Annotated in this window: 23 protein-coding genes; 13 read left to right on the top strand and 10 right to left on the bottom strand. The window is 58.9% G+C overall.

Translation table 11 applies throughout. From position 1 onward, the window contains the following. Positions 1 to 147: 147 nt before the first annotated feature. The gene (locus GOW98_RS15040) at positions 148 to 1,476 is read left to right on the top strand and encodes an NAD(P)/FAD-dependent oxidoreductase (RefSeq protein ID WP_170333479.1); all 1,329 of its coding nucleotides are present in this window, start codon (positions 148 to 150) and stop codon (positions 1,474 to 1,476) included. A 4-nt stretch (positions 1,477 to 1,480) separates the two neighbouring features. On the opposite strand, the gene GOW98_RS15045 is transcribed toward GOW98_RS15040, so the two are convergent. Then, positions 1,481 to 2,413: an MBL fold metallo-hydrolase gene (locus GOW98_RS15045; protein WP_170333481.1), complete on the bottom strand. Its 933-nt coding sequence runs from the start codon at positions 2,411 to 2,413 to the stop codon at positions 1,481 to 1,483. A 116-nt stretch (positions 2,414 to 2,529) separates the two neighbouring features. On the opposite strand from GOW98_RS15045, the gene GOW98_RS15050 reads away from it, so the two are divergent. Next, on the top strand, positions 2,530 to 2,964 hold the full coding sequence (locus GOW98_RS15050) for a DUF1801 domain-containing protein (RefSeq protein ID WP_170333483.1): 435 nt from the start codon (positions 2,530 to 2,532) through the stop codon (positions 2,962 to 2,964). 60 nt (positions 2,965 to 3,024) lie between these two features. Then, entirely contained in the window at positions 3,025 to 4,350 is a 1,326-nt protein-coding gene (gltX, locus tag GOW98_RS15055) for a glutamate--tRNA ligase (RefSeq protein ID WP_170333485.1), read from the top strand. 51 nt (positions 4,351 to 4,401) lie between these two features. Here gltX and GOW98_RS15060 read toward each other — a convergent pair whose 3' ends face one another. Then, positions 4,402 to 4,971 carry a gamma-glutamylcyclotransferase family protein gene (locus GOW98_RS15060; protein ID WP_170333487.1) on the bottom strand — a complete coding sequence of 190 codons (570 nt, stop codon included), beginning with the start codon at positions 4,969 to 4,971 and terminating at the stop codon, positions 4,402 to 4,404. Between the two features lie 95 nt (positions 4,972 to 5,066). On the opposite strand from GOW98_RS15060, the gene GOW98_RS15065 reads away from it, so the two are divergent. After that, complete coding sequence (locus GOW98_RS15065) at positions 5,067 to 5,513, top strand: RrF2 family transcriptional regulator (RefSeq protein WP_170333490.1); 447 nt, start codon at positions 5,067 to 5,069, stop codon at positions 5,511 to 5,513. A gap of 2 nt (positions 5,514 to 5,515) precedes the next feature. Here the strand turns inward: GOW98_RS15065 and GOW98_RS15070 are convergent, their stop codons facing one another. Both GOW98_RS15070 and GOW98_RS15075 read right to left on the bottom strand, forming a co-directional pair. Next, positions 5,516 to 8,044 (bottom strand): ABC transporter permease, encoded by a 2,529-nt coding sequence (locus tag GOW98_RS15070; protein ID WP_170333492.1) that lies wholly within the window; start codon positions 8,042 to 8,044, stop codon positions 5,516 to 5,518. Then, positions 8,041 to 8,736 carry an ABC transporter ATP-binding protein gene (locus GOW98_RS15075; protein ID WP_170333494.1) on the bottom strand — a complete coding sequence of 232 codons (696 nt, stop codon included), beginning with the start codon at positions 8,734 to 8,736 and terminating at the stop codon, positions 8,041 to 8,043. Before GOW98_RS15075 ends, GOW98_RS15070 begins: the two co-directional genes overlap by 4 nt. Before the next feature lie 47 nt (positions 8,737 to 8,783). On the opposite strand from GOW98_RS15075, the gene GOW98_RS15080 reads away from it, so the two are divergent. Further along, positions 8,784 to 9,422, top strand: a complete 639-nt coding sequence (locus tag GOW98_RS15080; RefSeq protein WP_170333497.1) for an arylesterase — start codon at positions 8,784 to 8,786, stop codon at positions 9,420 to 9,422. Here GOW98_RS15080 and GOW98_RS15085 read toward each other — a convergent pair whose 3' ends face one another. The 4 genes from GOW98_RS15085 to ettA form a co-directional block, all read right to left on the bottom strand. After that, positions 9,423 to 9,983 carry a L,D-transpeptidase gene (locus GOW98_RS15085; protein WP_170333499.1) on the bottom strand — a complete coding sequence of 187 codons (561 nt, stop codon included), beginning with the start codon at positions 9,981 to 9,983 and terminating at the stop codon, positions 9,423 to 9,425. It lies immediately after the preceding gene. A 168-nt stretch (positions 9,984 to 10,151) separates the two neighbouring features. Beyond that, a complete protein-coding gene (locus tag GOW98_RS15090; RefSeq protein WP_170333501.1) occupies positions 10,152 to 10,358 on the bottom strand; it encodes a cold-shock protein in 207 nt (68 codons plus the stop codon). 214 nt (positions 10,359 to 10,572) lie between these two features. After that, positions 10,573 to 11,373 carry a DUF3800 domain-containing protein gene (locus GOW98_RS15095; RefSeq protein ID WP_170333503.1) on the bottom strand — a complete coding sequence of 267 codons (801 nt, stop codon included), beginning with the start codon at positions 11,371 to 11,373 and terminating at the stop codon, positions 10,573 to 10,575. Between the two features lie 54 nt (positions 11,374 to 11,427). Then, a complete protein-coding gene (ettA, locus tag GOW98_RS15100) occupies positions 11,428 to 13,095 on the bottom strand; it encodes an energy-dependent translational throttle protein EttA (protein WP_170333505.1) in 1,668 nt (555 codons plus the stop codon). A gap of 111 nt (positions 13,096 to 13,206) precedes the next feature. Here ettA and GOW98_RS15105 point away from each other — a divergent pair, with 111 nt between their 5' ends. From GOW98_RS15105 to dacB, 3 genes are all read left to right on the top strand, one after another. Continuing rightward, positions 13,207 to 13,704 (top strand): MOSC domain-containing protein, encoded by a 498-nt coding sequence (locus GOW98_RS15105; protein WP_437436861.1) that lies wholly within the window; start codon positions 13,207 to 13,209, stop codon positions 13,702 to 13,704. 32 nt (positions 13,705 to 13,736) lie between these two features. Further along, on the top strand, positions 13,737 to 14,357 hold the full coding sequence (locus GOW98_RS15110) for a nicotinate-nucleotide adenylyltransferase (RefSeq protein ID WP_170333507.1): 621 nt from the start codon (positions 13,737 to 13,739) through the stop codon (positions 14,355 to 14,357). A 66-nt stretch (positions 14,358 to 14,423) separates the two neighbouring features. Next, complete coding sequence (dacB, locus tag GOW98_RS15115; RefSeq protein ID WP_170333509.1) at positions 14,424 to 15,902, top strand: D-alanyl-D-alanine carboxypeptidase/D-alanyl-D-alanine endopeptidase; 1,479 nt, start codon at positions 14,424 to 14,426, stop codon at positions 15,900 to 15,902. A 2-nt stretch (positions 15,903 to 15,904) separates the two neighbouring features. Here dacB and GOW98_RS15120 read toward each other — a convergent pair whose 3' ends face one another. After that, positions 15,905 to 16,327, bottom strand: a complete 423-nt coding sequence (locus GOW98_RS15120; protein ID WP_170333511.1) for a tellurite resistance TerB family protein — start codon at positions 16,325 to 16,327, stop codon at positions 15,905 to 15,907. Between the two features lie 80 nt (positions 16,328 to 16,407). Then, positions 16,408 to 16,875 carry an Lrp/AsnC family transcriptional regulator gene (locus tag GOW98_RS15125; RefSeq protein ID WP_367646854.1) on the bottom strand — a complete coding sequence of 156 codons (468 nt, stop codon included), beginning with the start codon at positions 16,873 to 16,875 and terminating at the stop codon, positions 16,408 to 16,410. 108 nt (positions 16,876 to 16,983) lie between these two features. On the opposite strand from GOW98_RS15125, the gene phhA reads away from it, so the two are divergent. From phhA to GOW98_RS15150, 5 genes are all read left to right on the top strand, one after another. Next, the gene (phhA, locus tag GOW98_RS15130) at positions 16,984 to 17,784 is read left to right on the top strand and encodes a phenylalanine 4-monooxygenase (RefSeq protein ID WP_170333513.1); all 801 of its coding nucleotides are present in this window, start codon (positions 16,984 to 16,986) and stop codon (positions 17,782 to 17,784) included. Between the two features lie 7 nt (positions 17,785 to 17,791). Continuing rightward, the gene (locus tag GOW98_RS15135) at positions 17,792 to 18,145 is read left to right on the top strand and encodes a 4a-hydroxytetrahydrobiopterin dehydratase (RefSeq protein WP_170333515.1); all 354 of its coding nucleotides are present in this window, start codon (positions 17,792 to 17,794) and stop codon (positions 18,143 to 18,145) included. 121 nt (positions 18,146 to 18,266) lie between these two features. Continuing rightward, entirely contained in the window at positions 18,267 to 19,841 is a 1,575-nt protein-coding gene (locus tag GOW98_RS15140; protein ID WP_170333517.1) for a lysine--tRNA ligase, read from the top strand. 48 nt (positions 19,842 to 19,889) lie between these two features. Next, positions 19,890 to 20,291, top strand: a complete 402-nt coding sequence (locus GOW98_RS15145) for a DUF4864 domain-containing protein (RefSeq protein WP_170333519.1) — start codon at positions 19,890 to 19,892, stop codon at positions 20,289 to 20,291. Between the two features lie 142 nt (positions 20,292 to 20,433). Further along, a complete protein-coding gene (locus tag GOW98_RS15150) occupies positions 20,434 to 22,722 on the top strand; it encodes a glycosyl hydrolase family 28-related protein (protein WP_170333521.1) in 2,289 nt (762 codons plus the stop codon). The last annotated feature ends 9 nt before the right edge of the window (positions 22,723 to 22,731 follow it).

The following is a 22,731-nucleotide window of genomic DNA, read 5'->3' on the forward strand; positions in this document are numbered from 1 at the left end:
TCGACTTGAAAGTGCGAGTGTTCTCAGACTTTTTGGCGTATTCGCCACAGCACGTAAAAATCATCGACCCTGCGACAGAAGACATGTTGCCTGTGCGCCTGCTCCAAGCCTTCATTGCGATCCGAGCCATGAAGTTACGAGCGGTCGATGCCAGGTCCCAAACCAACCCCCGTTGAGCCCGATCTGCACCTGCCTAAAACCGTGGACGTAGTTGTCATTGGCGGTGGTATTGTAGGGGCGTCAACTGCTTTGGAGCTGTCCGAACGTGGTGCCTCGGTTCTGCTGTGTGAAAAAGGGCAGATCGCGGGCGAGCAAAGCTCTCGCAACTGGGGGTGGGTCCGATTGGGAATGCGCGACCCACGAGAGATTCCGCTGATGGTCGAGTCGTTACACCTGTGGCAGGGGCTGGATCATCGCATCGGGCGGGAAACCGGCTATACGCGTGCGGGTATTTTGTTTGGTGCTTCGGGCAAGCGGGGCAGTGGTAATCTGGAACGGTGGCTGCGCCGTGTTGACGGGCTGCAGACTGGCGCAAGGATCGTCGCAGGGGCCGAGTTAAATGCGCTTCTGCCGGGCAATCAAACCCCCTACGACTGCGCCCTATACATGCCGCAGGACGGACGGGCGGAACCGCAACTGGCCACGCCCGCAATTGCCGAGGCTGCGCGTGATCGCGGCGCTGTTCTGATGACCAATTGTGCCGTCCGCAGCGTCGATACCGGGGAAGGCCGGATCACGGGGGTTTTCACCGAACGCGGCCGCGTGGCCTGTGACTATGTCGTGCTGGCCGGGGGCGCCTGGTCGCGTCTTTTTGCAGGGAATGCAGGCATAGAGCTGCCGCAGCTCAAGGTTTTGAACACGGTGTTGCGAACCTCGCCGACCGAAGGGCCAGAAGCGGCGCTATGGTCCAACGATTTTGCCATACGTAAACGGGCCGATGGGGGCTATTCCATCGCGTCGGGGAATGAAAACACGGTGGACATTGTGCCTGACAGTTTCCGGCTGGCGCGGCAGTTTCTACCTGCATTTGCACAGGAATGGCGGTCGCTGCGGTTTCGTCTGTCAAAATGCTGGGGCGTCGAAGCGCAGCAGGACAGAACTTGGCTGCCTACGGATGTCACCCCGATCGAACGTTGCCGCGTGCTGGACCCTGAGCCATCCCCCAAGGCACTGCGGCAAGCCTGGGCCGCGGCACGCAAAAGTTTCCCGGTATTGGAACAGGCCGAACTTGTCCAAAGTTGGGCGGGTCTGATTGACGTCACACCGGACGCTGTGCCGGTGATCTCGGGGGTGGATCAGATTCCCGGCATGTTCATCGCAACAGGTTTTTCGGGTCACGGGTTTGGCATTGGCCCAGCGGCAGGCCGCTTGATGGCCGATCTGGTCGCCGAAACTGCGCCTTGCGTCGATCCGGCCGCCTTCCGCCTGTCCCGTTTCACGGACGGCTCAAAGGTGCGACCGGATCCGGGGTACTGAACGTCTAGCCCATCATCTGATAGCTGACCGGTACAAAGCGGAACCCGTCGCCGCGGGTTTCGACATAACCTGCGGCTGGGAAGGGCATGTGATAGCCGATCATCGGCACCTTGTCGGCGGCCAGCATGCCAAGCACGTTGCGGCGTGATGCCGTCGCGGCCGCTTTGTCCATGTCAAAACGCACTTCCCATTCCGGGTGGGCAAAGGACCAGACATAGTGGTTCGCCAGATCGGCGGTCAGAACCAACCGCTGACCATTGCTTTCCAAATGATAGACCGTATGGCCGGGCGTGTGCCCATAAGCTGCGACAGCAGTAATGCCCGAAGCAACTTCGCCGCCGTCTTCGATAAAGGTCATCTTTTCAGCCAGCGGGGTCACCTTGGCGGCCACCAGATCGCCGACGCGATTGCCTGCCTCTTGCGCGGCCCAGAAATCATATTCGGGCGAAGCGGTGACATAACGTGCATTGGGGAAGGTCGGCGCGTCATTCGTGGTCATGCCACCGATATGGTCGGGGTGCATGTGAGTGATGACGACAACGTTGATCTGATCCGGCGTGACACCCGCATCCGCCAGCGCGGCCTGAATGCCACCTTGACCCAAGCCGGTGTCGAACAGCACCAGTTCGGAACCGGTATTGACCAGCGTCGGGGTAAAGAAGAACTGCGCCACGTCCGGAGAGATGAAGTTGTCGGCCGAAACCTTGGCGAAATCCTCATCCGAGGCGCCACCGCCGAAAATCTCTTGGGCACCGTCGCGAGGCAGGCTGCCATCCAGGAGCGTGGTGACGGTGAAATCGCCCAGCGTAAACGACTTGGCGATAGTCGAGTTTGCCTTGGTCGCGGCTCCGGCGGCCAAAATCGGGGTTGCGGCAGCGGCAAATGGCAATGCAGCCGCGGAACCCAGTGCGGCGCGGCGTGTGAATTTGATGGTCATTGTGGTTCTCCCTGTCAGAACACCTGGGGGTGAAGTAGCTCGGCGCGACTCTCTTGCCAGACTATACCCCTATGAAGTGGGCTGCGTGGATGAACATGTCGTGTTAATTTTTGTTCATGCCGCGATCAGAAAACAAAACCGTCCCTACCAAAGCAAGCGTTGCGCGCTTTTTGTCGATCGTTGAGCCGGCGTCAAAAGCTGCCGACGCTCAGGCACTGGACGCACTGTTTCGCGAAACGACCGGGTTCGAGCCGGTCATGTGGGGCGGGTCGATCGTTGGCTATGGCCGCTATCACTATCGCTACAAATCCGGGCGCGAGGGCGATTTTCTGGCCACTGGTTTTTCGCCACGCAAGGCGGCGTTGTCGATCTATATCATGCCCGGCTACGCGGATTTTGGGGATATCCTGTCCCGGTTGGGCAAGCACAAGCTTGGCAAGTCCTGTCTCTATGTGAACAAGCTGGCGGATATTGATCTGGATGTCCTGCCTGAACTTATTCGCGCCGGGCTTGAGGACCTGAACCGGCGCTGGCCGGTCGAGCCCACCTGAACGCCTCTGCTGGACAAAACGTCCATCCTGTGACATGAGCCGCGCCAACAGGAGAACTCCATGACCACCACCCGTTTTGCCCCGTCGCCCACCGGTTACATCCATGTGGGCAACCTGCGCACCGCCTTGATGAATTATCTGATCGCCCGCAAGGCGGGCGGCACGTTCATCCTGCGTATCGATGACACTGATCCTGAGCGGTCCAAAGAAGAATATGTCGATGCCATCAAGCAGGATATGGAATGGCTGGGCCTGCATTGGGACCGGATCGAGCGTCAGTCGGACCGGCTGGACCGCTATGCCGAAGCCGCTGACAAGCTGCGCGAGATGGGCCGGTTCTATGAGGCGTTCGAGACGCCGACCGAGCTGGACCTGAAGCGCAAGAAACAGCTGAACATGGGCAAGCCGCCGGTCTATGACCGCGCCGCACTGAACCTGTCGGACGCCGAGAAAGAAGCCCTGCGGGCCGAGCGTGGCAATGGCGTCTGGCGCTTCAAGCTGGATCACGAGCGGATCGAGTGGAACGACGGCATTCTGGGCGACATCTCAATCGATGCGGCTTCGGTGTCCGATCCGGTGCTGATCCGCGGAGACGGTCAGGTTCTTTATACGATTGCGTCCGTGGTCGATGACACCGAGATGGGCGTGACCGATGTGGTGCGCGGCTCGGACCACGTGACCAACACCGCGACACAAATCCAGATCATCGAGGCGCTGGGCGGCACCTGCCCGCGTTTCGCACACCATTCGCTGCTGACCGGCCCGCAGGGTGAGGCGCTTTCGAAACGTCTTGGCACTCTGGCCTTGCGTGACCTGCGCGAACAGGGCGTGCAGCCGATGGCCCTGCTGAGCCTGATGGCGCGCCTTGGTTCGTCTGATCCGGTTGAGCTGCGCTCGGATATGGCCGAACTGATCGACGGCTTCGATGTGAACCGTTTTGGCGCGGCGCCGACCAAGTTCGACGTGCAGGACCTGTTCCCGCTGACAGCAAAGCACCTACAGTCGCTGCCGCTGGCAGACGTGGCCGATGCCGTCGCCGAGGCTGGCGTCCCGGCTGAGCTGGCCGCACCCTTCTGGGCCATGGCGCGCGAGAACATTACCACTCTGGCTGACCTCAAAGGTTGGTGGGAACTTTGCCGCGACGGGGCGGAACCCCTGATCGACGACGAAGACCGAGAGTTCATCGCCGAGGCCGTCGCTTTGCTGCCCGAAGGCCCGTTCGATAGCGAGACCTGGGGTATCTGGACCAAAGCCGTGAAAGAGGCCACGGGCCGCAAGGGTAAGGGCTTGTTCATGCCATTGCGCAAGGCGCTGACAGGCATGGAGCGTGGGCCAGAAATGGCGGCTCTGCTGCCGCTGCTTCAGGTGATCCGCGCGCGCGGCTGACCGCAACAGCACAGAATTCAGAAAGGCGGGGTTCAATGACCCCGCCTTTTTCTATGCGGTCTGTACGATAGACACCGACAAACGATTCAGGCGGTCATCGACAAATTCGGTCTCGACCGGTTTCAACTGCTGGTGACGCGGATAGCGGGGTTCGGCCCGGTCGTTCAAAATCGGCGCCTCCCATCCATCGGTCGAGGCAAAGAACCGGTCCGCACCGTCCTCGCCAAAAGTGCGCAGGTACCCCTGTACAACCACGTCGATATAGCTGAGCAGCAGCGGATGGCGATTGCTGGGCTCGGTGTGGCGGCCCTGCGGCACTGCGTAGACGGCGATTTCGACCTCATGCGTCAGGGGATGTGTGACGGCGTGGGTCGTGGGCACCCGGTCATAGGCCCATTCTCGTTCGTCCAGCGCCGCCCAGTCGTTTTTCGGAACATGGGCGATCATTCCTTCGATCTGAGACTCAGGGTCCGGGATAGCGGTCAGAAAGGCCACCGGGCGCAGGTCGGTGTGCCGCCATGCGCGCCGCCATCCCTTCAATTGCGCCGGATGTGGGTTGGGGAAATCGTGCGTCGCAAGGTTCACGAGGCTGCCATAGCCAAAGAAATAAGGGTCTGCCATGCGCCGTTAGTTCCTTTCCAAGCGATTGATGTATGTCAAACCGCTTTTTTGCCGGACATGCAATAAGGTCGCATCTTGAAATTTGGGAGGTCTCGATGAGGATTACCAAACGGACAAATATCGCGGTGCGCCTGCTGATGTATTGCGCGGCGCATCAGGATCGGCTGGTGACCAAGGCCGAAATCGCCGATGTGTGCAACATCTCGGAAAACCATCTGGCGCAGGTGATCAACCAGTTGAGCCAGCTTAACTACCTGAGCACGCAACGCGGCCGCAATGGCGGCATGGCGCTGGCGCGTCCGGCGGTTCAGATTCGCATCGGCTCGGTGTTCCGCCATGTCGAAGGCAACTTGCCGATCGCCGAATGCTTTGCCGATGCCGACAACACCTGTCCTCTGACAGATGCCTGCCGGTTGCGGCTGGCCCTGCAGGACGCGGCTGAGGTGTTCTATGCCTCGCTGGATGAAATCACGCTGGATGCGCTAGTGTGCGACAACGACCAGTTGCTGCAAATCCTGCAACCGGTCGCCTGCGTGCGCTGAGATCAGTCGCTGGCCCGCAGGATGCGGGCCGGACGTACGGCTAGGGGACGCAGGGCAAAGGCAAGGCCCGCGCCCAGGGTCACAAAGATACCGGCCAGAACGATGCTTAGGGCTGAGGTCCAGATGACCGAGAATCCTGTGTCGAAGATGTAGGTGGCGACCGCCCATCCCCCCAGAATGCCGGTCAGCAGGGCAACACTCCCCGCCGCTGCGCCCAGCAGGACCGAGCGCAGAGCAAAGCTGATCAATATGCGCCGCCGGTCTGCGCCCAGCGTCTTCAGGATCGCGGATTCGTAGCGGCGCGCGGTTTCGCCTGCGGCGGCGGCTCCGATCAGAACAAGAAAACCGGTCAGCAAGGATATCCCCGCCCCGTAGGACGTTGCTGCCGCCAGCCCGGCCAACAGGCCCGAGACGCGGTCAATAGCGTCGCGCACCCGGATTGCGGTGATGTTGGGGAACTGGCCCGCCAGATCGCGCAGGATGGCGGCTTCGGCCTGTTCCTCGGCATAGACGGTTGCGATGAAACTGTGCGGCGCGCCCGCAAGTGCTGAAGGGTTCATCGACATGATGAAGCCAATGCCTGCGGTCGAAAAATCGACCTCGCGCAGAGAAGTGATTTCGGCGGTGATGTCGCGTCCCAGGATGTTCACGGTTAAATTGTCGCCAAGGGACAGGCCCATCTCCTCGGCCTCTTCAGCGGCGAAACTTACTTGTGGCGAGCCGGAGTAATCCTCGGGCCACCAGGTCCCTGCAGTGACGCGAGCGTTTTTGGGCGTGGCGGCGGAATAGGTCACGCCCCGATCCCCGTCCAGCACCCAGTGATCACCGGCGACGTCGCGGGCGGGTTTGCCGTTGATCTGCGTGATGATCCCCCGCAGCATCGGAGCGCCTTCGATGCGGCTGACAGCGGGGTCTGAGTCCAGCCGTTTGTTGAAGCCGGGCATCTGGTCTTTTTGAATGTCGACAAAGAAATACGATGGGGCCACGTCAGGCAGGTTGCCTGAGATCGCATTGCGCAGGGTCCCGTCGATCTGGCCAACAGCGGCAAGCACCGAAAGGCCCAAACCCAAAGACAGCACGACCGACGCAGCCCCCTCTCGCGGGTCTGAGATCGCGGAAAGGGCCCATCGCAAGGCAGGGCGGCCACGGGCGGCTGTTGTGCTGATGCGTGCCAGTTTGCGGATCGCAAGGGCGGACAGGGACAGCAGCACCAGCGCGCCGACTAGCCCTGTGGCGGTCCAGAGGGTTAGGCGCGCCGAACCGCTGAACCACGCGGCAGACGCGATCAGCAGGGCCAATCCGATTCCGGTCGCAACCACGAAAGCTGTGCGTGGAAGCGCACGCGCCGATGACAGCGCGTCGCGGAATAGGGTCGCGGCGCGGACCTCCTCGGTTCGGGCGAGGGGCCAAAGGGTGAAGAGGAACGCGGTTAGCAGGCCGTACAGCGCAGCCTCGGCCAGAGGGCGGTGATAGAGCGTGAAAACAGCCGGAACGGGCAGGCGGGCCTCGATCAGCGGGGCCAGCAACAGGGGCAAAATCGCCCCGAGCGCAATCCCTAACGTGATGCCGATCCCTGACAAAACCCCGATCTGTATCATGTAGGTCTGGAAGATCGTCGCACGGTCCGCGCCCAACGTACGCAGCGTGGCGATGGTTTCGGTTTTCTGCGCCAGATAGGCGCGTACAGCGGCCGATACGCCGATACCGCCAACCGCCAGTCCGGACAGACCGACCAAAACCAAAAACGCACTTAGACGCGCGACAAACTCTGCAATCCCCGGCGCGCCGTTGCGCGCATCGGTCCAGCGCATTCCGGTGCCTTCGAAGCTTTGTTTGGCCTCAGCGGAAAGGGCCTCAAGATTGGCGCCCGGCGGCAGGTTCAGCCGGTATTTGGTGGAAAACAATGTCCCCGGCGCCAACAGGCCGGATGCCTGCAGATCCTCGGTCCGGACCAGAGTACGTGGCCCTAAACCAAACCCGTCCGCCGCGCCGTCCGGTTCATGGATCAAAGCCGCCGATAGCACGAAGTTCTGCGTGCCAAGCGCGAAGCGGTCTCCGACAGAGAGGCCCAATCGGTCCATCAGCACCGGGTCCATGACCGCTCCGGGCAGACCATTCTGGCCGTCCAGAGCTGTAGGCAGTGATTGGCTGGGCTCCAGCTTGGGTGTTCCCAGCAACGGATAGGCCGCGTCCACTGCCTTTACCTGTGTCAGGGCGCGCTGGGATTGCCCGTCCTGCTGCACAACGGCCATCGAGCGGAAATCGACCACTTCGGACAAATCGGTCGCGGCTTGCTGCATCCATGCGCGTTCGTCGTCGCTGGCGAAGCGGTAGGTGAATTCCAGCTGCGCGTCCCCGCCCAGCAGCGCTGCGCCCTGCTGCGTCAACCCGGTCTGGATCGCGGACCGGACCGAGCCGATGGCCGCAATGGCAGCCACCCCCAGCGCCAGACAGGCTAAAAACACGCGAAAGCCGCGCACTCCGCCGCGCAGTTCCCGGCGCGCCAGACGACCGGAAAGACGCAGGCTCATTCCGCAGCCTCTTGCTTTGCGTCTTCCGCGATTGTGCCATCCCGCAAGCGGATCACGCGGTCGCATTTGCGCGCCAGGCTATGGCTGTGGGTGACCAGAACCAGCGTGGCGCCGTGCCGGTCACGCAAACCAAACAGCAGATCGACGATGGCCGCACCGGTGGTTTCGTCCAGATTTCCCGTCGGCTCGTCCGCCAGCAGGATCTGCGGACGCGGAGCAGACGCGCGCGCCAATGCAACCCTTTGCTGCTCACCCCCCGACAATTGCGCCGGGTAGTGGTCGCATCGATGAGACAGTCCGACCGCGTCCAGTTCGGCCTCGGCGCGGGCAAAGGCATCCGTATGCCCGGCCAGTTCCAGCGGAGTGGCCACGTTTTCGAGCGCAGTCATGGTCGGGATCAGGTGGAAGTTCTGAAACACAACCCCCATCGTATCGCGCCGGAACCGGGCAAGGTCGTCTTCATCCATTCCGGTCAGGTCACGGCCCAAAGCGGTGATTTCACCCCCGGTCGCCTGTTCCAGCCCGCCCATTAGCATCAACAGCGAGGATTTTCCGGACCCAGATGGCCCAACCAGTCCCAATGTTTCACCTTTGGATACGGTCAAAGAGATGTCATGCAGGATATTCACCCGGCCGGCATTGCCATCCAGCGACAAAGCAGCATTTTGGAGCGAAAGAACGGGTGTCGTCATGAGGTTTTCCGGACGGGGGCAGTCATTTGGGATATGGAGCGGTTCTGATGTTGCGCAAGGCTTTGATGTCGATGCTGTTTATGTTCTGCGGCTTTGCGGCCACAGCCGAGCAGGTGGTGATCGCAGCTTTAGGGGATTCGCTGACCCATGGCTATGGGCTGCCTGAACAGGATGGCTTTGTGCCTCAGTTGGATCGGTGGCTGCAGGCGCAGGGCGCGGATGTGCGCCTGATCAACGCCGGTGTGTCCGGAGACACTACGGCAGGCGGCGCGGCGCGGGTGGATTGGACGTTGACGCCAGAAGTGGACGGGATGATCGTGGCGCTTGGTGGGAATGACCTTTTGCGAGGGATCGACCCGGCAGTGTCGCGTGCCAACCTTGAGGCGATTGTCAAAACGGCGGGCGCGGCGGATGTCGAAACCCTACTGGTCGGTATGCAGGCACCGGGGAACTATGGCGCCGATTATAAAGAAGCGTTTGATTCCATCTATCCGGATCTGGCGGAGCAATATGAAACCGGCTACGCCCCCAGCTTTTTCTCGGGCCTGAATGCTGAAGGCGATCCCGATGCCGCTCGTCGCTATATGCAGCCGGACGGCATTCACCCAAACGCCGAGGGCGTGGCTTTGATCGTTGAAAACCTGGGACCTTACGTGCTGGAGCTAATCGCCGCGGTCCAGCAATGATCAGACGACGGTCACGACGGTCCCGATCGGGACACGTTCATAGAGATCGATAACGTGTTCGTTCATCATTCGGATACAGCCGTTTGAGACCGCATGACCGATGGTTTGTGGCTGCGTTGTACCATGAATGCGGAAATAGGTATCGACGCCATTCTGGAACAGGTACAGCGCCCGCGCGCCCAGAGGGTTGTCACCGCCACCGGGCTGAACATAGTCATTGTCCTTGAACCGCGCATAGGTGACCGGTTCGCGCTCGATCATCTCGTCGGTGGGGCGCCAGGTCGGCCACTCTTTCTTGACGTCGATTGTGGCAGTACCGGTAAATTCCAGCCCGGCCTTGCCCACTCCGCAGCCATAGCGGACCGCCTTGCGCGGCTCGGTCACGTAATAAAGGTAGAATGATCGCGGTGCGACCAGCAACTGACCCGGCTGAAACTGCTTTTTGATGCGGACAAATTGCGGTGTGGGATCGTATTCGACAGCTTTCTTCTTTGCCGCAGCAACGCCCGGCACAAGTGTGGCGGCAGCGGTCGCTGTCAGAAAGGTACGGCGCGTGAACATGGCAGCTCTCTTCAAAACAAAAGACAAATCTTGAACCCAATGTCGGAATGATAGCCGATCCGGTCAATCGCCGGGATTACATAACGTAAACGTGATGTATTCTGCCTGCCACACATGCCGCGGCAGGAAGGTGAAAGGGTGAGGAAATCCCCTCACCCTTTCAAAAGCTTAGGCCAGCTGAATGTCAGAGGCGCTTTCGCGGCCGTCACGACCTTCGCGCAGCTCGTAAGTGACTTTCTGGTTGTCGGCCAGACCGGTCAGGCCCGAGCGTTCCACGGCCGAGATGTGAACGAAGATGTCTTTGCCGCCATCTTCGGGTGCAATAAAGCCGTAGCCTTTGGTGGTGTTGAACCATTTTACGGTGCCTGCGGGCATATCCGTTGTCTCCTGTTTGGTGCTGCCCACGTGGATGCGGCAGCCTGGCGTCGTAGTCTGGATCGAGTGACTGAGCGCCGTAAAAGGAGACAGTAGGTCGAAATAGAAAAACGTTAGCCCCTTGGATATGGCATTGAGGTGGGCGTGTGGCAAGGGTGGAATGCTTAGACCAGCGCGCGCCCAAAGATAAAGTCGCCAAGCATTCTAAGCATCGCTATGTAATGCGCTGATAGTCTTTGCGGTCGTTTTTCAGCCGGGAGATTTGAATCCGTGTTTCGTCGTCAAGCCCAAGGTCGGCCAAGCTGTGGATTGGCTTAAGACCTTTCGGGACGATTTTACCATCCCGGGCACTAAGAAAAACAGGGCTCAGTTCCTTTAAGTATCTAGTTTCAGTTAAGCTATATGTTCTCTCGTCTTTTCTGACTGACAAGAACATAGCGTTTGCGCCTATGTCAGCCAGAGACATCAAAAGATCATCTTTTTTCTTCACGGCAGAAATTGAAAACCGGTCAATGTTCCGTATTGGCAAAGCGCGTTCATCAAGAGGAGTGCTTTGAATTGAATGCAAGAGTGAGAGCAAGCTACTATATTGCTGTTCTCTAGCCTCAATGCATATTCTCACTTTGTCTTTTGAAATGTTGAACTCACCCAGTGCCTGTCCGATCCGCTCGAATAAATACTGAGAAACCTTATTATAATAATGCGTTGGAGTTTTTTGAGCTTCTTTTAAGTAGTCTAATAAAGTTAGTTTGTTGGATATTACTCCAAGCATGCCTATCGGTAGCGTTGCTATGGTTCTGCAGAGATTCACACGCTCAAAGTGACCCAGGTTTGTAGCATGAATTCTGCCTTTCCTATCTCGAAAGTCGGAAAGCCGGTCTGTTATTTGGTCGCGGTTTTCTTCATTGAAAATTGCCGCACACATACAAAAATACTGAGTCGGCCCAGAACTTGGGTCAGCTTGCAAATTCTTTAAACCAACATCGCCAGATTCATCTATAACGATAGTATACATAAATTTTGGGTAGAAAAACAAAAGCGGCGGGTCAAGACCCGCCGCAAATGAATCTCACCGCGCAAACTTCTTGTGCTTCAACCGCTTGGGCTCCAGCGCGTCTGGTCCCAGGCGACGCTTTTTGTCCTCTTCGTAGTCTTCGAAGTTGCCCTCGAACCATTCCACATGGGCGTCGCCTTCGAACGCCAGAATATGCGTACAAATCCGGTCAAGGAAGAAGCGGTCGTGCGAGATGACCACGGCGCAGCCAGCGAAATCGACCAGCGCGTCTTCCAGCGCGCGCAGGGTTTCAACGTCGAGGTCGTTGGTCGGTTCGTCGAGCAGCAGGACGTTGCCGCCCTCTTTCAACAGGCGGGCCATGTGGACGCGGTTGCGCTCACCACCCGACAGCAACGAGACCTTTTTCTGCTGGTCTCCGCCCTTGAAGTTGAAGGACGAGCAATAGGCGCGGGAATTGACCTGCGCGTCGCCCAGCTGGATGATCTCGGCACCACCGGTGATCGCCTCCCAGACGGTGTCGTTGTCTTTCAGGTCGTCGCGGGACTGGTCGACATAAGATAGCTCGACCGTGTCGCCCAGCGTGATGGTGCCGCTGTCGGGCTGTTCCTGACCGGTGAGCATTTTGAACAGGGTCGACTTACCGGCACCGTTGGGGCCGATGACGCCGACGATGCCGCCGGGGGGCAGGGCAAAGTCCAACCCTTCGATCAGTTGCTTGTCGCCCATGTGTTTCGACAGCCCCTCAACCTCGATCACCTTGCCGCCAAGGCGCTGGCCGTTTGGGATGACGATCTGGGCGCGAGTCAGTTTTTCGCGTTCGGACTGCTCGGCCAGCTCGTTGTAGGCGTTGATCCGGGCCTTGGATTTGGCCTGACGGGCCTTCTGACCCTGACGCATCCACTCCAACTCGCGTTGCAGGGTCTTCTGCTTGGATTTGTCCTCGCGGGCTTCCTGCTCCAGCCGTTTGGCCTTTTGCTCCAGCCATGCAGAGTAGTTGCCCTCGTACGGAATGCCGCGGCCGCGGTCGAGCTCCAGAATCCAACCGGTGATGTCATCCAGAAAGTAACGGTCGTGGGTGACGATCAGGATGGTGCCCTTGTAATCGATCAGGTGCTGTTGAAGCCAGGCGATGGTCTCGGCGTCCAGGTGGTTGGTCGGTTCGTCGAGCAGCAGCATGTCGGGCGCTTCCAGCAGCAGCTTGCAGAGCGCCACGCGGCGTTTCTCGCCACCTGAGAGGTTGGCGATGTTAGCGTCGTCCGGCGGGCAGCGCAGCGCCTCCATCGAGACGTCAATCTGGCTGTCGAGGTCCCACAGGTTTTCCGCATCAATCGCGTCCTGCAGGGTGGTCATTTCCTCCATCAGCTCGTCCGTGTAATTCTCGGCGATCTCCATGGCGATTTCGTTGAACCGGTCGACCTTGGCCTTTTTCGCGGCCACGCCCAGCATGACGTTTTCGCGGACGGACAGCGATTCATCTAATTGCGGTTCCTGCGGCAGATAGCCAACCTTTGCACCCTCGGCCGCCCATGCCTCGCCGGTGAAGTCGGTGTCGAGGCCCGCCATGATCTTCATCAGCGTCGATTTACCCGCGCCGTTTACGCCGACAACACCGATTTTCACACCGGGCAAAAAGCTCAGGTGGATGTTTTCAAAGCACTTCTTGCCACCGGGATAGGTCTTGGAGACACCCTGCATGTGGTAGACATATTGATAGGCGGCCATATCGCGTCCTCTGGGTCGGAGAAATTGGGTTAAACCGCTAGATATCCAAGCCGGGCGGGCGGGGCAAGCTGGTGGTTTTGTGAATTTCGCATCGATACAGCCTCGGTTAGATTGGCGCAGTTGGACGCGGGGGACGGTTTGTCGGAACTGGCAGAGTTGATAGCGGGCTGGGCGCAGCCCGGTCGGGTGGAGTGGATTGGCCTTCGGCCTGAGCGTCGGGCGCAAATGGTTGCTGTGGACGCGGCTATGATGTCAGCCGATGGGCTTTCCTGCGACCGTGGCCGCGCGGGCAAGCGGGCGGTGACTCTGATCCAACAGGAACATCTGTCGGCGATTGGCGCGTATCTGGGGCAGGGGCCTGTCACACCTGACGTTCTACGGCGCAATCTGGTGGTATCTGGGATCAATCTGGCGGCCCTCAAGGGTCGCCAGGTGCGGGTAGGTGAGGCCATTCTGCGCCTTACCGTCATCTGTGCGCCTTGCAGCCGGATGGAGGAAGCGTTGGGCAAGGGGGGCTATTCAGCCGTACGCGGCCATGGGGGCTGGTGTGCCGAGGTAGTGCAATCCGGGCGGGTTCGGTTGGGCGATTCTGTACAACCTGTTGATTGACAAGCCGCTTGAGTTCTGAACATCAGCAAGGGATGTTGCGCAGCGTTATACCATATGCACGACCCGGGCAGGTCATTGGGCTGTTCGGCGGGTCCTTTGATCCACCGCACAAGGGGCATGTACATGTCACGCTTGAGGCGATGAAAGCGTTTGGGTTGGATAGCGTGTGGTGGTTGGTGTCTCCGGGCAATCCCTTGAAGGAGCGCGGTCCCGCGCCGTTAAAGCGGCGGATCGAGGCGGCACGAGACGTAATGCAGCACCCGCGTGTCGAGGTGACGGATATCGAAGCGCTGACCGGAACGCGTGCAACGGCAGACACGCTGGCAGCGTTGCAACAGCTTTACCCGCAGGTGAAGTTCGTCTGGCTGATGGGCGCCGACAATCTGGCGCAGTTCCACCGCTGGAAGGATTGGCGCCGGATCATGGACAGCGTTCCGGTCGGTGTGGTGGCGCGGCCGGGGGATCGGATCTCGGCCCGGATGTCGCCCGCGGCCCGGCTTTATGCGTGCTATCGCATCGACGGCCAGGCGCGGCATCTGTTGGGCCGGGCGCAGGCCCCGGCGTGGTGTTTCGTGAATGTACCGATGGTCGATGTCAGTTCGACCGAGTTGCGCACGCGAGGTGAATGGGGCGACGGAGTGTTGCCTGAATAGCCATGATCGGCGCATAATCACATTCAATGGTTGTGTGTATTTGATCTCTGGGATTTTAATTGACCCATGGTTGATCGTCTTTCGCGTCGTCTGTTTCTTGCCGGATTGGGGGCATCGGTTCTAGCTGGCTCGGCTCTGGCTGAAGCCCCTGTGAAATCGTTGCGCCCGCAACTGCGGGGCGAACTGCCCAGCGGAGCTGAGCGACTCATTCAGGCCGCAGGGCTTAGGGGCGAGGTTGCCTTTGCCGTCGCTGATGCGAAGACGGGTGCTCAGCTCGAAGCCTTTGATGGCGATCAGGGACTGCCCCCTGCAAGTGTCGCCAAGGCTTTGACTGCGCTTTATGCGCTGGACGTTCTCGGGGCCGAGTACCGGTTTGAAACAGCCTTGATGGCCGATGGTCCAATAGAGAATGGCGTGCTGAAGGGTGACCTGATCCTTGTGGGTGGCGGAGACCCACTGCTGGACACCGATGATCTGGCCGGAATGGCGGCCAACTTGCGTGAGGTCGGGATTGTCGAAGTGCGCGGCGCTTTTAAGGTTTACGACGGCGCGCTTCCTTACGTGTTCAGCATCGATCCCGGGCAACCGGATCACCTGGGATACAGCCCCGCCATCAGCGGCATTTCTCTGAATTTCAACCGCGTTCATTTTGAATGGAAGCGTGGGAGCAACGGATACAATGTGAGCATGGATGCCCAAACGGCCCGTTACAGGCCATCCGTGGATATGGTATCAATGCGGGTCGAAAAGCGAAGCTTGCCTATTTACACCTATCAGGCCAGCGCCCGACAAGACCGCTGGACTGTTGCGAGAGGTGCACTGGGCGATGGCGGTGCGCGCTGGTTGCCTGTTCGTAAACCGGCTCTTTATGCCGGGGACGTGTTCCGGACCTTGGCGCGCACGAACGGTATCGTTTTGGGTCGCGTACAGATCACACGCGAGGCGCCGACGGGCACTGTTCTTGTGGTGCATCAGAGTGATCCACTGGAAAGCATTTTGCGGGGTATGCTGAAATACTCGACCAATATAACTGCCGAAATGGTTGGAATGGCGGCCTCGAAGGCGCGTGGCGCGGATATCCAAAGTCTGGCTGACTCTGCGGCCGAGATGAATCGTTGGGCCTCAGACACCTATGGTGTGAACGGGATCGCAATGGTGGACCACTCGGGGCTTGGCGATGCATCACGCGTCGCGCCCGCAGATCTGGTTACGGCACTGGTAGCGGCCAAAAAAACTGGGGGGCTACGGCCGTTACTGAAAAAGTTCACTTTAGCAGACAGTCAGGGGCGGCTGGTCAAGGACCATCCGATCAGGGTGGACGCCAAGACCGGGACGCTGAATTTCGTGTCCGGGCTGGGCGGGTTCATCACTGCGCCGGATGGATCAGAACTGGCCTTTGCCATTTTCACCGCTGATGTTGATCACCGCGCGACCATCCCCCGTGCACTACGCGAGCGGCCAGATGGCGCGCGCAGCTGGAACAATAGATCGCGCAGGCTGCAACGCGCTCTGATCGAACGCTGGGGGATGTTGGCAGGCAGTTGAGATCAGGTCGTGTGACGCGCCCGTGCACCACGCTCGATCGCGGCGGCGTGCAGGCGGTCGATGTTCAATTCGTATCGGATTTCTTCCAGCAGGCGCAGCTCGGTTTCCGCAAGCGTTCCGTCGGCCGCAGCCACGTCACAGGCCAGCGCATAAGCGGTTTCGTGCAGCCGCTCGGGCAGGTTATCACGGATCAGACCGAACAGGGCGTCCAGACCATCCTCTTGTTCGAACAGGTCGAACACGGTTTGTGATACGCGACGGGTGCGGTCGATGTCATATTCGGCAAAAACCGGCAGCATGTTGACCGCGCCTTCGATCTTGACCAGCTCGGCGGTGCGGATGGTTTCATCTGAGGCAGAGACCGCAACCATGATCGCGACAAGGCAATCCTGTGGGGACATCGGGTGGGGTACTTGTTCGGTCATGGTCTCGTCCTGATTAGGCTTTCTGCGCCCGCACGATAGGAGGGCTGGCGCGCAGGTTCAACGGGTTTTGCCGGATTGGTTCACAGAATGGGTAGTGGGCCTCGCGTTTTGGTCTGTCGCAACACGAAATTGCTGCGGGTGTCGCGCACCAGCCCTGACTTCAGCAGCCGTTGCATGATGAAATGCTCAAGGTCTTCGGGGGTTTTGGCATAGACCTTCAGGATGAAGTCATGATCCCCTGTGATCGAGGCGCATTCGACGATCTGCGGCTCGGTCTCAACCAGCCGCAGGAACGCGGTGATGTTGTCCTCTTGATGGTCTCGCAAGGCGACGTGGACATAGGCGATGGCGTCCAGCCCGACGGACTTGGCCCGCACCTGCGCGATATACCCAGAGACCACACCGGATGCCTCCAGTTCGCGCACTCGCCGCCAGCATTGCGAAGCCGACAGGCCGGTGCGGTCGGCAAGCTCCTGCATCGACAGGCGTCCATCGGTCTGCAACTGCTGCAGGATGGCAATATCAGCGGGTTGAAGCGTTTGTTTCACAATTGATGCCTGTGCGATACGTATTTGCCAAATTAGCCGCAAATTTCCGATAAACCAAATAAAACAGTCAGTTCACATGGCTATACTTTTCCTAAGGAGGAAAAAGTGATGCCAAAATCGACCAAATACGTCGCCAAGATAGCTGATGCGCGCGGCCATATCGCCTATACGGCTGAGGAAGACGCGGTTTGGGCCGATCTCTATGCTGCGCAAGAGAGAAACGTGCAGCGCTACATGGCCCGCGATTACCTTGCAGGGCTGGAACGTCTTGAGCTGCCAAAAACCCGTGTACCGTCCTGCGCCGATATCTCGGAGCGTTTGATGGATATGACCGGGTGGCGGGTGCAGCCGGTGCCTGCGCTGATCGGTTTCAAGACCTTCTTTGGCATGTTGGCTGACCGGGTCTTTCCCGCCGCATCCTTCATCCGGTCGCGTGAGGATTTCGATTACATCGAAGAGCCAGACATCTTTCATGAGATTTTCGGCCACACGCCTTTGCTGAGCGATCCGCGCTTTGCGGCCTTTAGCCATGCCATCGGCAAGGCCGGCGTACAGGCGAGCGACAAGGATTATTCCTGGCTGATCCGACTATATTGGTTCTCGATCGAGTTCGGCCTGCGCCGACAGGATGGAGAGATCAGAGCATTGGGGTCTGGCCTCGCGTCCTCGCCAACTGAATTGGTCTATGCCGTGGAGAGCCACATTCCTGATCGCGATCCGTTCGATGTTCTGACGATTCTGCGTACGCCCTACCGGATCGACATGCACCAAATGGGCTATTTCGTGCTAAACTCGCCCGAGGAACTGTTTGCCGCCGCCGACCGAGATTTGCTGGCGGATGTGCGTAAGGCGCAATCTCTTGGGTTGCTGCCGAACAAGTTCCCGGAAAAAGCAACCGCAGCGGAGTGAACGGATCATGACCACATCAGGAGAAACCTGCAGCCTTTCGGACCGAACCTGTGTGCCTTGTTCCGGAGGTGTCCCGGCTTTGACCCGGGACGAGGCCAATACCCACATGGCCGAACTCTCGTCCGACTGGAAGCTGGATACTGAGGCGAAAGAACTCAGCCGTCACTACACGTTCAAGGGCTTTGCCAAAGCGACCTATTTGGCCAATCTCTGCGCCTGGCTGGCCGATCAGCAGGGGCATCACCCGGATGTCTCGTTCGGCTGGGGTTATGTGGACGTCAAACTGACCACCCATGAAATCGGCGGTCTCAGCGAGAATGACTTTATCTGGGCGGCCAAACTGGACCAATTGACCGCGTAAATCGGCCTTCCCATCAGGAAAAACCCCGCAGTTTATTGACTCATGCTGCACCGGCACAATAGGAGGGGCCGGTCGGTTGCAAAGGGCGACCGGCGCTGTTTTTCCCGATGGAGCAAATCTGATGTCTGAACTGCGTGAAACCGCGATGTCGTCCAAGGCCTGGCCTTTCGAAGAGGCGCGCCGGTTGCTCAAACGCTATCAGAAGGGTGCTCCAGAAAAGGGATACGTGCTGTTCGAAACCGGCTATGGCCCCTCGGGCCTGCCGCATATCGGCACCTTTGGTGAGGTTGCGCGGACCACGATGGTAAAGCGTGCATTCGAGGCATTGTCGGATATCCCGACCAAGCTGATCTGTTTCTCGGACGATCTGGATGGGATGCGCAAGGTGCCGACCAATGTGCCGAATCCAGAAATTCTGGAACAGCATCTGCAACGTCCACTGACCTCGGTGCCAGACCCGTTTGGCGAATACGACAGCTTTGGCGAGCATAACAACGCGATGCTACGGCGTTTTCTGGACACCTTTGGGTTCGAGTATGAGTTCTACTCGGCCAAGGAGTTCTACGAATCCGGGCAGTTCGACGAAATCCTCAAGCGCGCGGTTGAACGCTATGACGAGATCATGGCGATCATGCTCAAAAGCCTGCGCGAAGAGCGTCAGCAAACCTATTCCATCTTCCTGCCTCTGCACCCCGAGAGCGGGCGGGTGATGTATGTGCCAATGAAAAAGGTCTGCGCCGAGACCTACACCGTGACCTTCGATGATGAGACGGGCAAGGAATGGACCGTTCCGGTCACCGGTGGCAACGTGAAGCTGCAATGGAAGCCGGATTTTGGCGCGCGCTGGGCCGCGCTGGGCGTTGATTTCGAGATGTACGGCAAGGAACACGCCACCAACGAGAAAATCTATGACGCGATCTGCCGTGCACTGGGCGGCCGTGCGCCCGAGCATTTCTCGTATGAGCTGTTTCTGGATGAAAACGGTCAGAAGATTTCCAAATCGTCCGGCAATGGTGTGTCGATCGATGAATGGCTGACCTATGCGCCAACCGAGTCGTTGGCCTATTTCATGTATCAGAAGCCCAAGACCGCCAAGCGAATGCATTTCGATGTGATACCCAAGGCGTATGATGAGTATCATCAACAATTGCGTGCTTATCCGGGGCAGGACCTGAAGGCTCAGTTGAACAACCCCGTTTGGCATATCCACGGCGGCAATGTTCCGGAATCCACTCTGATGGTGCCGTTTGCGATGCTGCTAAACCTCGCCTCAGTTTCCGGGGCCGAGGACAAAGAAGCGCTGTGGGGTTTCATCCGCCGTTATGCACCTGAAGCGACAGCAGAAAGCCATCCCGATCTGGATCAGGCGGCCGGTTTCGCCGTGCGCTACTTCAACGACTTCGTCAAGCCGACCCGTAAGCATCGCGCACCCACTGATCAGGAACGCGAGGCGCTGGAAGCGTTGAAAGCCGCGCTAGAGGCTTATGACGGTCCGATTGAAGACGAAGCACTGCAATCGGTGGTCTACTCTATCGGACGAGAGCGTTTCGATCCGATGCGCGGTTGGTTCACGGCTTTGTACGAAGTGCTGTTGGGTGCCTCGCAAGGCCCGCGCTTCGGTGGTTTCATTGCGCTTTACGGCGTACCGGAAACCATCGCTCTGATCGACAAGGCTCTGGCCGGAGAGCTGGCCTGATTTGACCTGATACCGCGTGGGGCTACCCTTTCATCAGGAGGTGGCCCCATGCGTCGTCTATTGCTTGCTATATCCCTGAGCGCCGGTTTGGCCTCGGGCGCGTTTGCCCAAAGCGCTGAGATCGAGGCCAATATCTCGGCGCAGATACAGGCTTTCAAAGCGGATGACTTCGCCACCGCTTTCACCTTTGCCAGCCCGACAATCCAGCAACTGTTCCAGACGCCCGAGAACTTCGGCGTTATGGTCAAACGCGGTTATCCGATGGTCTGGCGGCCCGCGGATGTGCGCTTTTTGGAGTTGCGTGAAGTGGCCGGTTCACTGTGGCAGAAGGTCATGGTCACCGACGGCGCGGGCCGGGTGCATATCCTTGACTATCAAATGGTGCCGCTTGAAAATGGCTGGAAGATCAACGGTGTGCAACTTCTGGGGAACTCTGATCCAGCCGCCTGAAGCAACACCACCGTCACGGTGACATGAGTGGCGGTTAATCCCTTTTCGATACTCAGGCTTTTGCGTTCGGGGCGCGTGATCCCGGGCACTGGGTTTATGCGCGTGGCGGCTCGCCGCTCGTGCGATTGGGAAAGGGATCTCTATGAACAAGGCAATCACCGACGGCATCGTGTTCATGCCGCCAGCATTCGCAAACGGTCTGAATGTGTGGTCCAGCGGCGACGGAACGCCGGGCTCGCCCACCTATGACGGGTCGGGTACAGGCGCGTTTGTCCCGGCCGACGCGGATTTCGGCGGCTGTCTGGAAATCCTGAAGGTCAGCGCCACGCAGCGTCTGCGCTATATGAGGCAGACGCCGCTGCTGCCGGGATGTTACCTCCAGATCAAGGCACGGGTGAAAGCGATTAGTGGTCCGTTGCCCGAAGTGCGCATCGCGGGTTGGGCCGGTGGTGCCGGAGACGTGCAGGTTACTGGCGTGGCCGAGCAAGGACCGGCAACGCAGCTGTCCGGTTATGGTGCGGTACATGAGATCACCGCCATTGTCGGCACCGGACAGCGCCCTGGTGTGGACATGCCTTGGGGCGTTCAGGCGCTGTATGGGCATTTCGGGCTGGATATCGACGGTGCAAACGGGGCTGTCGTAAGGGTCGATGACATCGAAATCACTGATGTCACCAGTGTGTTCCTGCGCAATCTGATCAGCCTTGTCGATGTGCGCGACTTCGGTGCCATTGGTGACGGCGTGGTGGACGACTCTGCGGCGTTTGAGGCGGCGGATCAGGCCGCGAACGGGCGCACGGTTTTTGTACCAGAGGGGACATACTTGCTGGCTCAAAACACGTCGATGGCGTCCGAGATCGACTTTGAGGGCACCGTTACGATGCCTGACGACAAAATGCTGCTGCTGACCAAGAATTTCGATTTGCCCACCTATATCAACGCCTTCGGCAATGAAGCGTTGGCCTTCAAAAAGGCGTTTCAGGCCTTGCTGAACAACTCGGACCATGAATCTCTTGATCTGGGTGGCCGCAAGATTTCCGTGAGTGAGCCGATCGATATGGCCGCGGCGGTGCCGAACCGACAAGGCGGGTTTTCTACCCGCCGCGTGATCCGCAACGGCCAGTTTGACGTCCAGAGCAGTTCGGCCTGGGATACCGAGACTTTCACCTCGGTCGCGACCTACGACCCTGACGATCCCAGACGCTTGGTGAATGTTGCCAACATTGCCAACATTCCTGTCGGGGCACTGGTACAGGGTAGCGGGGTTGGGCGTGAGATCTATGTCCGCTCCAAAAACGAGGGCGCGGGTGAAATCACGCTGAACGCGCCGATGTATGATGCCGATGGCACGCAAACCTTTACCTTTTTGTCCTTCAAATACCTGCTGGACTTCAGCGGTTTCAGCACGCTGCGCAAGTTCGGCATGGAAGAGATCGAATTCCAGTGCAATGGCCGCAGCAGCGGGATCCGTCTGGCCCCGTCAGGCAGCACCTTTGCCGTGACGAACTGTTTCATCAGTCGTCCCAAGGACCGGGGGATCACATCAATCGGGACCGGATGTCAGGGCATGCTGATCGACAATTGTCAGTTCCTGTCCACCGAAGAATCCTACGATGTATCCGATCGCAAATCGATTGCCTTGAACTCAACCGCCAATGACATCAAGCTGCGCCACAATCGGGCGGTGCGTTTTCTGCACTTTGCTGTTTTGGGTGGTACCAACAACTTGGTCCAGGGTAACCACTTTTTCCAGGGCGACAGCATTCCGCAAGGTGTTCGCAGCGCCGGGTTGGTCATGATCGGCACATACAATACCTCGACCATTTCAGGCAACTATATCGATAACTGTTTCGTCCAGTGGACCAATGAACGGGACGCAAAGCCTGTTTACACTTCGGGATACTCGTTCAGTTCGATGGCCATCACTGACAATATTTTCTACTCCAGCCAAGTTGCTTCCTGGTTTAGCTATATTGTTATTCGCCCTCATGGTGGGGGCCACTTTCTGAACGGTGTGGTTGTAACCGGAAACAAGTTTCGCTCCTCAAGTGGCAGCATCACTCGAGCAGAGCGAGTGGACACATCATTTGCGGATCTAAACAAAAGTGCGCATCGAAACGTAATGTTTGAGAACAATAGCTTCCACGGTGTGGATAAACGAGTTTCGAACGCGCTACGGGTCAGACGCTCGCAAGGGTCAACATCGCAGGCATGGACTGTCTCGACTTCAGGGCAACTGCCGTTTGGTGGTCGTGCGCGCAGCTGCGATGCGGTCACGGTATTGGGACCCTTGAGAACGGTGTTCGGAACAACGGCTTTTGCCAACCCTTATGTAGAGCTTGAGCGGGGCTCATCTAGGGATGCGATTACCCTACGATGGCCTCAAGCCGTACGCGGCGAAGTCTCCGCGACTGTGCGAATGGAACGCTGACTTTCCGAC

The sequence above is a fragment of the Ruegeria arenilitoris genome (genome assembly GCF_013032445.1).
Lineage (GTDB): Bacteria > Pseudomonadota > Alphaproteobacteria > Rhodobacterales > Rhodobacteraceae > Ruegeria > Ruegeria arenilitoris_F.